11 protein-coding genes are annotated in these 12,661 nt (G+C 40.5%); 1 reads left to right on the top strand and 10 read right to left on the bottom strand.

Annotation, left to right across the window (positions count from 1 at the left end):
* Window positions 1-156: 156 nt before the first annotated feature.
* The 9 genes from AC1Q59_RS19790 to AC1Q59_RS19750 all read right to left on the bottom strand — a co-directional run bounded on the left by AC1Q59_RS19790 (window position 157) and on the right by AC1Q59_RS19750 (window position 9,514).
* The gene (locus tag AC1Q59_RS19790) at window positions 157-927 is read right to left on the bottom strand and encodes an iron ABC transporter ATP-binding protein (protein WP_492367634.1); all 771 of its coding nucleotides are present in this window, start codon (window positions 925-927) and stop codon (window positions 157-159) included.
* Window positions 927-1,877: an iron chelate uptake ABC transporter family permease subunit gene (locus tag AC1Q59_RS19785; RefSeq protein WP_492367591.1), complete on the bottom strand. Its 951-nt coding sequence runs from the start codon at window positions 1,875-1,877 to the stop codon at window positions 927-929. Before AC1Q59_RS19785 ends, AC1Q59_RS19790 begins: the two co-directional genes overlap by 1 nt.
* Window positions 1,867-2,820 carry an ABC transporter permease gene (locus AC1Q59_RS19780; RefSeq protein WP_492367590.1) on the bottom strand — a complete coding sequence of 318 codons (954 nt, stop codon included), beginning with the start codon at window positions 2,818-2,820 and terminating at the stop codon, window positions 1,867-1,869. The genes AC1Q59_RS19785 and AC1Q59_RS19780 overlap by 11 nt, the downstream gene beginning before the upstream one ends.
* A 204-nt stretch (window positions 2,821-3,024) precedes the next feature.
* Window positions 3,025-4,119: a mandelate racemase/muconate lactonizing enzyme family protein gene (locus AC1Q59_RS19775; protein ID WP_492367589.1), complete on the bottom strand. Its 1,095-nt coding sequence runs from the start codon at window positions 4,117-4,119 to the stop codon at window positions 3,025-3,027.
* 17 nt (window positions 4,120-4,136) lie between these two features.
* Entirely contained in the window at window positions 4,137-5,057 is a 921-nt protein-coding gene (locus tag AC1Q59_RS19770; RefSeq protein WP_492367588.1) for a S66 peptidase family protein, read from the bottom strand.
* A 129-nt stretch (window positions 5,058-5,186) separates the two neighbouring features.
* Window positions 5,187-6,416, bottom strand: coding sequence for an alanyl-tRNA editing protein (locus AC1Q59_RS19765; RefSeq protein WP_492367587.1), 1,230 nt, complete (start codon window positions 6,414-6,416; stop codon window positions 5,187-5,189).
* Between the two features lie 27 nt (window positions 6,417-6,443).
* Window positions 6,444-7,805, bottom strand: a complete 1,362-nt coding sequence (gene dsdA, locus AC1Q59_RS19760; RefSeq protein WP_492367586.1) for a D-serine ammonia-lyase — start codon at window positions 7,803-7,805, stop codon at window positions 6,444-6,446.
* A 29-nt stretch (window positions 7,806-7,834) separates the two neighbouring features.
* Window positions 7,835-8,341: a CBO0543 family protein gene (locus AC1Q59_RS19755; protein ID WP_492367585.1), complete on the bottom strand. Its 507-nt coding sequence runs from the start codon at window positions 8,339-8,341 to the stop codon at window positions 7,835-7,837.
* A gap of 192 nt (window positions 8,342-8,533) precedes the next feature.
* Window positions 8,534-9,514 carry a phosphatidylglycerol lysyltransferase domain-containing protein gene (locus AC1Q59_RS19750; RefSeq protein ID WP_492367584.1) on the bottom strand — a complete coding sequence of 327 codons (981 nt, stop codon included), beginning with the start codon at window positions 9,512-9,514 and terminating at the stop codon, window positions 8,534-8,536.
* 170 nt (window positions 9,515-9,684) lie between these two features.
* Between AC1Q59_RS19750 and AC1Q59_RS19745 the strand changes: the two genes are divergently transcribed.
* Window positions 9,685-11,028, top strand: coding sequence for a YheC/YheD family endospore coat-associated protein (locus tag AC1Q59_RS19745; protein ID WP_492367583.1), 1,344 nt, complete (start codon window positions 9,685-9,687; stop codon window positions 11,026-11,028).
* A 71-nt stretch (window positions 11,029-11,099) separates the two neighbouring features.
* Here the strand turns inward: AC1Q59_RS19745 and AC1Q59_RS19740 are convergent, their stop codons facing one another.
* Window positions 11,100-11,882 carry a carbon-nitrogen family hydrolase gene (locus AC1Q59_RS19740; RefSeq protein ID WP_492367582.1) on the bottom strand — a complete coding sequence of 261 codons (783 nt, stop codon included), beginning with the start codon at window positions 11,880-11,882 and terminating at the stop codon, window positions 11,100-11,102.
* Window positions 11,883-12,661: the final 779 nt, after the last annotated feature.

Below are 12,661 nucleotides of genomic sequence, written 5' to 3'. Positions count from 1 at the left end.
TATCGTTGATAACAATTCTCATTATAGAGACATAACTACCTGCCGTCAATACAAAAATGGGAAAATTTATAATGCATTTTGCGCATCAAACTTTAATCCCCATTAGCCGATATGTCCCTAATTAATAAGAAAAGACCTAGAGACTAATCCCCTAGGTCAAATAGCATGTGAATTGAAATAAACACAAATTCGACAGCCGTTTTGTTCTTGGATTGGAATATCCATATCATAAATTTCTCGTAAAGCATCTGAATTAATAATTTCGTGGGTTGGACCATTTTTTACAAGCTTGCCATTTTTCAATGCTACAATCCGATCAGAATAAACGGATGCAAAATTAATATCATGCAAGACAATGACAACGGTCTTACCAAGCTCATCCACAAGCTTTCGTAAAATCTTCATGATTTGGACAGAATGCTTCATATCCAAGTTATTTAATGGCTCATCAAGCAAGACATAGTCCGTATCCTGGGCAATCACCATCGCTATAAATGCACGTTGTCTCTGACCGCCTGATAGTTCATCTAAAAACATATCCTGGATGTCGATTAAATTCATATATTCAAGAGCTTGGTCAATGAACTTTTCATCTTCATCTGTAAAGCGCCCTTTTGAATAAGGATAACGGCCAAACGCTACTAGCTCACGAATAGTTAAGCGTACATTTAAGTAGTTGGATTGCTTCAAAATCGAAACACGCTTTGCAAACTCAGAAGACTTCCACTTTTTCACATTATTTTTATCAAGCAGAACTTCCCCGGTATCAGCATCTAATAATCGGCTTACCATTGAAAGCAGAGTAGATTTACCTGCACCGTTCGGTCCAATAAACGATGTAATCGTACCTGGCTCGATCGTAATTGAAACATCCTCGACTACAGGCTTTTTCCCAAAATACTTCGATAATCCTTTGATTTCAATCATCATGCTGACCTACTTTCTTTTAATAGTAAGAAAATGAAGTAAATACCACCGACAAAGTTTATGATGACACTTAATGTGGTACGCAGTTCAAAAATATGTTCAACAAGAAACTGACCGCCAACGAGGGCTATTACGCTCATTAAGCTTGCCCCAAGAATTAAAATCGAATGTTTATAAGTAACTAAAAATTGATAAGCAAGGTTCGCTACGATTAAACCGAAAAATGTAATCGGTCCAACTAATGCGGTAGCTGTGGCAATGAGCACCGATGATAAAATTAAAATGTTCATGACCATCTTGTCGTAATTGACGCCAAGATTCATCGCATTTTCACGGCCCAGTGACATAACATCTAACTTATCCATAATAAGATAGCCATAAATGAAAGCTATTAATAAAATACCAATCGCAATATATAATAGCTCTGCCTTAACATTTGTAAATGTTGCAAATAGCCGGCTTTGCAGACTTAAATATTCGACTGGATCAATCATGACCTGCAGAAATGTAACGAGGCTTCCTAACAGTGTGCCAATAATCATCCCTATTAATAGAAGTAAATAGATAGGATGTTTGTCGGACCTGAATAGGAAACGGTATAAGATGAGCGCAAACAATACCATTGCTAGAATCGATGCACCAAAATTCAAATATTTATTTAACACCCAAACAGACATAGAGCCTGCGAAAAAATAGATTAATGTTTGGACGACTTCATACATTGAGTCAATCCCCATCATGGAAGGCGTCAGAATACGGTTTTGCGTAATCGTTTGGAACACAACGGTCGAATACGCAATCGCAATTCCTGTTACAACCATTGCCGATACCCTAGTCATTCGTTTAGGGAAGGCATAATCAAATCCGCCTTTTAAATCATAAAATCCATAAAACAAGATACAAATAATGGCAATTGCGGCTAAGAGTATCAGTTTTCTGCTATTTCGCATATGCTTTCCCCCTAAATAACATGATTAGGAAGATCGCACTGCCGATTACTGCAACAGTTACATTGACTGGAATCTCATAAGGGTGGACAATAATTCTGCCTAAAATATCACAGATTAATAGAAACACAACCCCTAAAGCAGCAGTATGAGGAATCGTCTTTCGTAAATTGTCCCCTAAATATAGCGATACGATATTCGGTACAATTAAGCCTAAAAACGGAATGACCCCAACCGTTAATACAACCGTTGTTGAAATAATAGCTACAAGGACAAGACCTGTGTTTAAAACAACCTTATAGCTTAGCCCGAGGTTTTTCGCAAAATCTTCCCCCATTCCAGCAACTGTAAACTTATTAGCAAAGATGTACGCTAGAATAACAGTAGGAATAGCTAGATATAGCAACTCGTAACGTCCTGCTATAATCAATGTGAAGCTCCCCATTAACCAGGATGAGATATTTTGAATAAGGTCTGCCTCATAGGCAAAAAATGTTGCAATGGCTGATAAGATATTCCCGTACATAATGCCGATTAATGGGACGAAAATTGCATCTTTAAATTTAATTTTATCTAAGATTTGCATGAAAATTAGTGTACCTATTAATGCAAATGCAAAGCTAAATATAATCTGCTGTGTATAAGTTACATTTGCAAAGAACAGCATGGAGATTAGTATCCCAAGTTTTGCAGCATCTAACGTACCTGCTGTCGTTGGTGACACGAATTTATTTCTGCTTAAACTTTGCATAATCAAACCCGCTATACTCATTCCTGCTCCCGCTAGAATGATCGCTACTAAACGAGGAACCCTACTAATCAGGAAAATTTGCGTCTCATCTGATTCCCAATTTAGTAAATCCATCGGTGTGATATTAATAGCCCCAATAAATAACGATATGAACGAGAGGACAATGCCAGCGATTATTAATATCCATAGTCTCATTTTGAAATCCTCATCATCTATATTCTTAGCATTTGTTCTATTTTTAGTTTCATCTTTTTCTTAAGAATCATCCTAATTAAGAATCATTCTCATTAACAATCAAAAAAATATGGCGATAATGAATCTCACTATCAACCTTACTTTCATTTAACAATAAATAATGGAAAGTGTCAATAAATATGAGAAGAATTCTCATTTTCATAATCATTCTGCCTTTTTCTCTATTTGAACCCCTCTAATTCCTAAGCCAGGATCCTTTGGCAGTGTAATTTTTCTGCCTCTGTATTGAATACCTCCTTCGATAATCTCCTTTGCCAGCATGAGCGGAGCATCAAAGTCAAAACGGGTAATATTCTTCTTGCTGGCCGCAAAATGGGCTGCGGCTGTAATTCCAATGGTGGTTTCAATCATGCTGCCCGCCATGCACGCCATCCCGCAATTCTCCGCAAGCTGATTAATGATCTGTGCCTGATAAATACCGCCTGACTTCATCAGTTTTATATTGATTAAATCTGCACTTCTTGTTGTGATGACTTCATAGGCCTGTTTGGGAGTAAACACACTTTCATCTGCCATGATCAATGTGTCTGTATGTTCGGTCACCTGCTTAAGACCAGTAATATCCCAGGCTTTTACCGGCTGCTCGATAAGCTCAATTTCTAATCCCAAATCCTCCATTTTCCGAATCGCTCGAATGGCTTCTTTCGGCTTCCAGCCTTGATTTGCATCCAGGCGCAGCTTAATCGAGTGACCCACCCTGTTTCTAACTTCTTGAATCCGGTAAATATCAGTTTTTATATCATCTTTTCCCACTTTTATTTTCAATACATTAAATCCTTGCTGCACAAAGGAAACAGCATCCTCCCCCATCTCCTTTGGGTCATTGACACTGACTGTGTAATCTGTTTCAATTTCACTGCGGTATCCCCCCAAAAACTGATAGAGCGGGAGTCTGCAGTATTGGGAAAGGCAATCATATAATGCCATGTCGATAGCCGCTTTTGCACTGGAATTCCCAACAAGAATCACCTGCAGGTCTTGAAAAATTTCCTCATAATTCAAAAGGCTGCGATTGATTAAAAACGGTTTAAATACTTGATGAATCGCCGCCTCAATACTTGATAAGGTTTCACCTGTTATAACAGTGGTAGGCGGTGCTTCTCCCCAGCCGCTTATCCCATTATCACAGGTTACTTTAACAAGAATGGATTCTGCTGTTGAAACAATTCTCAATGCAGTTTTAAAAGGCTTTTTTAAGGGGATTGCCACCCGAAAAGTTTCAATTTGATTAATCTTCATGAAACCACCACCCCTCTTTAACAAATGCCGCTTTCAACAATTAATCGTTGATTGAAAGTATCTATCTCTGCTGATGCCCCGAGCGGAATCGCTATATTGGGACTGCAATGGCCCATTTTAAATCCCTTCATTGCAGGACGTCCGGCTAATTTGGCGTAATGGCTGATCACTTCCTCTAAACTTAATGAAGGACCCTTCCCGGGAACACAGTCATTAAAATCGCCAATAATAAGCCCAGCCGCATCTGTCAATTTTCCAGACATATACAACTGGTTCAGCATCCGGTCTACTGACCTTGGCGGTTCGCTAATGTCTTCTATGAAAAGCAGTTTTCCGCATGTATCAATTTCAAATGGAGTACCAAGTGTGCTGGTTATAAGGGTCAAATTTCCCCCTGTCACTTCACCCGCTGCCTGGCCTTCAACTATTGTTTCTAATGGGGATGTTTCGTTTGTATATTGAATCATGATTGGGTCAAACAGCTGCTTAAATCCTTCCTTTGATAATTCATGAACCTCTTCTGAGCCAATATCAGATGCGAGCATCGGTCCGTGGAAGGTAATTAGCCCTGTTCTTTTCCGAATAGCTAGGTGCAAAAAGGTGATGTCACTATAGCCCCAAAAAATCTTTGGATTTTCCTTAATGGCTACATAATCCATCTGGGCGGCGATTCGCCCTGTTCCATACCCGCCTCGGGCACAAAAAATGGCTTTTACTTCTTTGTCGCAAAACATGGCATGAATATCATCTAACCTGGCTTGATCCCTGCCAGCTAAATATCCGTATTGATCATTCACATGTTTCCCAAGCTTTATATTCAAGCCTAGCTCCTCTAAAAATGAAAACGAACGCATCAGTTTTTCTGAATCCGGCGGACTCGCGGGTGCAATGATCCCGACCGTATCCCCTTTTTTAAGACGGGCTGGCTTTATCCGCATGATGTCACATCCTTTAAAAGTTGTTTCTCCTCTCTTACAACCATATTCATATTGGTAAGGCATTCATGATAAAAAAATCTCCCAAAATAACATGGAGTCCGAAAAAATGATTCCGGACCCCTTTTTAATCTAAAGACATATTTGGCTTTTCTCTAATTCCTTCTTTACGATTTCTTCTGCTCTTTGAAGGAACTCTTTACCTGATAATACAGGTTCTCCACCGCCTTGTGCGAATGTATCTGAACCGCCTCCTTTGCCATTAATCCAAGGGAGTATGCTTTGACAAAGCTGTTTCATGCTTATGGAAGGTGCTGATCCCTTTGCACTGACAAATTGAAGTTTTTCATTGCTTTCATTAATTAATAAGACGACTGACTCAGCAGTACTTTCTGCCACTGCACGCGCCAATTTTTGGAGTTCCTGAATAGATTGGTCTTGATACACATGCCCAATAAATTTCACTGAATAAAATTCAGCTGCGTTATCTGCCAGTTCCTTTGCCTGAAATCGGCTTTGCTGTTCCCTTAATTCATCCAATGATTTTTCCAGTTCCTTACCGTGATTGATTACTCGTCTTGCAGCTGCTCCCAAGCCATGTTCTGGTGCGTTGAATAGCCCGATTAAATCCTTTAGAACTTTTTGTTTTGCATGAAGCTGCGTTAAAACCCTTTTTCCACAGACAAAATAAACACGGATCTTTTTCTTTTGTCTTTCCCAATCAAGGATCTTGATTGATCCCACTTCAGAGGTTGACCTTGGGTGCGTGCCTCCGCAAGGGTTGTAATCAAGCTCTTGAATGATTACGAGTCTGATATTTTCATCAACAGCAGGAGCCTTCCTTAGCCGATATTTCGGCAATTCGCTCTTTTCTGGCCAGATTGTTTCAATGGGACGATTCTCCAAAATAATCTGGTTAGCCATCTCCTCTGCTGCCAGCGCTTGCTGTTCAGTTAAGTCATGGCAGTCGAGATCAATGCTGACTACCTCTTCTCCAAGATGAAAAGCAGCAGTGGAAATTTCGAAATAGTCCTCAAAAACTGCTGTTAAAATATGCTGGCCCGCGTGCTGCTGCATGTGGTCAAATCGTCTGTCCCAATTAATTTTTCCTTCTACTGTTTTACAGGAATCTTCTAAAGGCTCCTCAAGATAATGGCGGACTTCCCCATCAATTTCTTCTGTTTCAAGGACATTTTTATCATTCAAGGTTCCTGTATCAAAAGGCTGCCCGCCCCCCGATGGATAAAAGGCCGTTTGATCTAATACAGCATACCATCTTCCATTTGGATCCTTTTCTTGTTTCACGAGCCTTGCTGTAAATGCTTTCAAATATTGATCTTTGTAATATAACCGGTCTTCCAATAAACTCCCTCCCTGCGATTGAACGAATTATAAGTTCAGCAGATGTATCAGCTGCTGGCCATTTTCGATGTATGCCTTCATTTCACTTTCGGGAACCATGCTGCCTCCTGTGCCCCAAATGATATGGACCGCACGATCTAAAAGGCTGTCCATCCCTTGATTTTCAATAAAAACTTTTCCGGTTTGCGATTGCAGCAAATGTATGTATCCAGCAAAGCCAGCTAAAGCTGATGGTTCGAGATTTAAGTCTTCCGCTGCGGCAAGAAGGGACAGGCAGGCAAATAGATGATTATCTTCTACCGTACAAACTCCGCCAATCTGTGTATCAATGATTTTTCCAACGAGCTCTGATGGCCGGCCTACAGCTAAACCGTCCGCTTCTGTTTTATTATCAATGCCAAAATCCTGAACAGAAACCTTATCATGCATTCCCGTTAATAATCCAAGGAGCATGGACGGTGAATGTGTCGGTTCAGAGAACAAGCAATGTACATGATTCCCAAAGACTTGCTTAAGGCCAAAGGTAACACCCCCAGGTCCTCCGCCAACACCGCATGGCAGATAAACAAACAGCGGATGATTCTCATCAACTGTTATCTCCAGATCCTCTAATTGCTTTTTAATCCTTCCTGCCGCTGTTGCATAGCCAAGAAATAAGTGACGGGAGCTCTCATCATCTACAAAATGCATATTTGGATCTTTTTCCGCCTGTTTTCTTCCCTGTGCGACCGCTTCGCTGAAATCGGCATTATGCTCTACAACAGTGACACCCTTTTCCCGAAGCAAATCCTTTTTCCATTGTTTTGCATCTGCAGACATATGTACAAACACTTTAAACCCGAGCTTTGCACTCATAATGCCAATACTAAGCCCCAAGTTACCTGTCGAGCCCACAGAGATAGAATACTTTGAAAAAAGATCCTTAAATTTTTGATCTGCTAAGATTGAATAATCATCCTCATAGGCTAGCATCTTATGCTTAATGGCAACTTCCTCGGCAAATTCCAGCACTTCATAAATGCCGCCCCTTGCCTTTATTGAGCCTGATATCGGCAAATGACTGTCACATTTTAAAAGCAATTGGCCCGGTAAGTCATTTTGATAGATTTTCTCCAATTCCCGCTTCATATTTGGAATGGGTACGAGAGGTGATTCAATAATGCCTCCGTATTCAGCCGTTTCCGGAAAGGCACGTGCGATATAGGGAGCAAATCGAATCAGTCTTTCTTCGGCCTCCCTAATATCTTCGTTGGTAAATGGTAAAGGACCGGTGTTTTTCTGATAATTTGGATTTAGCCAGAACACTTCTTTTAAGTGAGTGATATCAGCTAGCAGCGGATACTCTTCTATCCACTGCTTTAATTTTTTCCCAAGTATGGATCTCCCCAATTCCTCCAGCCCCTTTTATTTATATCTTTTTAATAAAATGGTACATTAAATCTCCATAGCAAAAAAATAATGATGAGAATAGAAAAGCAATAAGTATAGAATGGCCTAGTATGATGCAGCCGCAGCATGCTGTACATTACTATATAGAAAAATAAGTCCATCCATTGTTCATATCCGTGGTGAAACACCAGCGCCCCTGCGTTAATAAACGGAAGAAAAACTACATAAGTCACAATAATCCATAGCAGCATGTATAGCATCTGCTTGCTTAATTTCTTTCTGTATGGAAAATGGGTTAAATACAAAAGCGTAACGGAAGGTAAGGTTATAAAGGTATATATCAATTCTAAAACAATGCGTGAGGTAAATAAAACATCAGGCTTATACTCCCACAATAAATAATCGCTGCAAAACAAGTTATACAGCAAATTACATGCAATCATATAATAAATAGTCAGGCCGTATTTTGGGAGGTTTCTCCAGTCGCCCTTCCAATACATGATTAATAAGGTAATAATAGCCAATCCGACATGCATATTGTTGCTCCTTACCCTTTTGTTGAAGGTATTATTAAGAATAGTGTGCAACAAAAAGGTAAATATTATCGGCGCAACTGTAAAAATAATACAGTTTTTGGAAGATGATCTATATTAAGCGCTGTTTGTTAAATATTTCTCTGTTAAATTTGACAGCTGATTTCCGCTCTTTGGTTAAAGTCAACATTGCCTTTAACGTGGCCTTAAATATAAAGAATATCTTCTTGCATTAAGGGTCGGACGGAATTTATCTTTAAAAGTCCGCAGGCCCCCCTTATTGCCTGAATCGGTCCCTAAATTAATCAGCTCAACTGATGGATCTATTTTGTGAATTTCTCGGGCAAACTCTACATTAAGGAATTCAGACAATCCGGGGTATTCCGGCCGTTTTTTTAACAATGCCCCCCAGGCTTGGCCATGAGGAAGAATCCCGCCTGAAACCACTCCGATGATTTTCCCATCATTTTCGGCAACAAGTACAATGTGATCCAATTCTTGATAAAACTTCATGAGCTTCAAATAAAATTGGTCATCCCAAATTCGCTTGTATTTTACTCCCAAACTCTGATTCCATGTTTCTTTCAAGCCTAGCAAAGCTGGATAATCTTTAGCTTCAGCCGGTCTTACTATAGCATTGGGACAGCTTTTGCGGAATCGGTTAATGTTGTTTCTCAAATCCTTAAATTCCTTGCCGCTTAAACTTATCATCTTTTCAACACTAATGTGCCGATCAACCCCGGACAGCTTTTTATAGCTGAATTTCCTTTCAAAGAGCTTTGATGTTTTTATGAATGCAAGCTGCTGTTCAGTTACCACCCTTACCCGCGTTTTCCCTTTTATTGCTTGGTTCCATTTATCACAAAACTTCATGCATTTTAACAGAACTCTGGCAGCCTTTTCGGCAGAGCCTTTCCCTAAAGGCGGGAATGCGATCTGAAGCACATTCCTTCTCGAAAGCTTAAATATTACTAACATATTACTTACAACTTTCCATAATACGAGTTCTCTTTTTGGGTTTGAAACAGCCCACAGATAATCGAAATTAGATGACCATAAATCTGCTGGATATTGTGTATCTTTTATAAAATTACTATAGATCTCTTTATCACGCATTTCTATCCGTTTGAATGCCCATTTTCCCAGAATAATTACTCTTTGATTTTTATCCAACATATATAACACCCCGTTAAAAAGTGCATAAATATTATTCCTCTATAGCTTATTCATTCGTCATATTTATTGCTTGTTTATTTGTCCAGTCTAATTTCAGCGGCCGTCTAAAGCATTTTGGACAAAGTTTCATATTCTATCTTAGACAACCATTTTGAAAAGAGTTGGTATTCATGTATATAAAATGGATAGAAGAAAATAATGAGATCCAATTACCACCCCAGATTGCCGATCAGCACGGAATTTCCGCTGGATCCATGACATTTCAATTTGGTTCATGGGAACAAATGGTTCAAGTTTCTGTTAACCCTGATTTTCCATCAGATATAATCGGCCTTCCTGAACATTGGCAAGATCTATTCACTATTCCTGATACACTTTCCTACAATTTAAAGGTAAAAGGCCGGACTCTTTCACTAGGTCCGGTTATCGCTTTTATTGTTTTTTCACATGAAAAGAAAATGAACAGGTCCAGTTTAAACAAACATCGGTCCTACTTCTCTGATTACTTAAATGTTGGGGGGCTGATTTATATTTGTGCATGGAATTCCATTGATATCAAAAATAAGCTTATTCAAGGCTACTATTTTGATCCATCTGGAAGCAGCCACTCTTGCCAATGGAAAAAGGGAACGTTTCCTTATCCAGGTGCAGCCTATAATCGGACAGCCATGCCGAAAGCTGTTTTCGATGATTTATCCAGTAAGATGGGGAATTGTATTTTTAATAGCTTTTCACGAGGGTCATTCAATAAATGGGAGCTTTATAAACGTCTTTCCCCTAACCCCAAGCTTCTGCCCTACCTTCCTGCTACGAAACTTTTGACGGATATCAGTGTTTTATCGGACATGCTGGATAAATATCATTCCATCTACATCAAACCGACAAAAGGAACTCTTTCAAGAGGGGTAGTTCGAGCAGATCAAACGGATTCTGGATGGATGGTTGCAATCCCCCGCAAAAAACAGGCATCTGGATTAAGTGTCATGCATTTGGAAAGTTCATCGAAACAGCAGGAGTGGTTTTCTGGGCTTAAAAGTAAAGAGTATCTTGCACAGCAGGCGATTAAGATGCAGAGGTACCAAGACAGACCAATTGATTTTCGAGTGATTATGCAAAAGGATGAAACCGGTACTTGGGGGTGTACGGGCATCTTCGGAAAATTCGGGAGGAGCGGCAGTATTATTACGAATTTTTCAAGGGCTGGTTTTCTTCATTCAGGGATCGATGCCTTCCAGCTTGCATTTAGTATGAATGAAGAAAAAGCATTAGGGAAAATTGAAGAGATGAAAGAGATTACCTTTCAAATCTGCGATGTATTTGATCAATATGGCAATTATGGAGATCTTGGAATCGATTTAATGGTGGATATTCATGGAAAGGTTTGGATTCTTGAGGTAAATACACTTGATACGTATCACCGTTTCCCTCTCCATCTAAAAGATAAGCTGTTATATAAAAAAGTGGTCACCCAGCCTTTTAAATATGCTAAATATCTGGCTGGTTTTTCGGAATAGGAGAAGGGTGCAATGCTTTAGGTAAGCTTTGCACCCTTCCTTTTTAAAGTATTTAGCTATCAGAAACGTTCTTAATAGAACTCTGGTCTGCGATCATCAAAGATAGGAATACGGCTTCGGATCGAGCTGATTTCTCCTAAATCTACCTCACCGATGAGAAGCTCTTCTTGATTGCTTCCTTCAGCTATAACAGCGCCCCAAGGATCGATGATCATGGAGTGACCGGCAAATACGTTATTTTTATCCTTTCCCGCGCGGTTGCAGGCAATGACATAACATTGATTTTCGATGGCACGTGCTCTTAATAATGTCTGCCAATGGTCAAGTCTAGGCTCTGGCCATTCGGCAACAACAAACATCGCCTTCGCCCCTTGCAATACCGGCTTGCGCAGCCATTCAGGAAAGCGAATATCATAGCAAATAAAGCTAGATAAAGACTCGCCATCAAGGGCAAACAGAGTTTCATTCTTGCCTGGCTGCAGATAGTGATGCTCATCCATAAGCTGGAACAAATGAAGCTTGCTGTACTCATGCACAAGCTTTCCTTCCTTATCCACTACAAACATCGTATTGAGCACACCTTCATTAGTTTGCTTGGCAATCGAACCGCCAACGATATGGAAGCTGTACTTTCTTGCCTGCTCCTGGAGAAATTTAATGATGTCTTCCCCTTCCTTATGGGCGATTTCATCCAGTCGCGTTAGATCATAGCCGGTTGTCCAAAGCTCCGGCAAAACCACAAGCGTGCAATTCTCCGCTGCAGCCTTTGCAAACCACTCCTCAGCCGCCTTCAAGTTCTCCTTCGGATCACCAAAGGCAATATCCATCTGGATACAGCCAACCTTCCACTTCATCCTTCATCCCTCCGTAAATGGTAATAGACCTTATCTATCGTTATATCATTTTTATCAGGAGTTGCAAAGGAGAGTTCATTCCTATTAATATGTTGTTTTAACAGGGGAAACTGGGATTAATCAAACGATTGATTAATATTTTTTTGGGGCGCTTCGGGCTCTGATGGAGTCATATGCGTTTGCTTTGTCTGAAGATTACCTGGTTTCGGACTCTGCTGTGCCCTTTTCCGTTTGCTTTGTCTGAAGGTTACCTGGCTTTGGACTTTGCTATGCCCTTTTCCGTTTGCTCTGTCCGAAGATTACCCGGTTTTGGACTTGCGAGTGACCTTTTCCGCTTGCTTTGTCTGAAGGTTACTCGGCTTCGGACTCTGCTACACCCTTTTCCGTTTGCTTTGTCCGAAGGTTACCCGGCTTCAGACCCTGCTTCACTCTTTTCCGTTTGCTTTGTCCGAAGGTTACCCGGCTTCGGACTCGCGAGTGACCTTTTCCATTTGCTCTGTCTGAAGGTTTCCTGGCTTCGGACTCGCGAGTGACCATTCCCGTTTGCTCTGTCTGAAGGTTACTCGGCTTCGGACTTTGCTATGCCCTTTTCCGTTTGCTCTGTCCGAAGATTACCCGGTTTTGGACTTGCGAGTGACCTCTTCCGCTTGCTTTGTCTGAAGGTTACTCGGCTTCAGACCCTGCTTCACTCTTTTCCGCTTGCTTTGTCCGAAGGTTACCCGGCTTCGGACTCGCGAGTGACCTTTTCCATTTGCTCTGTCTGAAGGTTTCCTGGCTTC

Source organism: Cytobacillus sp. MT66 (assembly GCF_058792595.1).
Note: the sequence above shows the minus strand (reverse complement) of the source record. Positions and strands in the feature narration are given on the sequence as shown.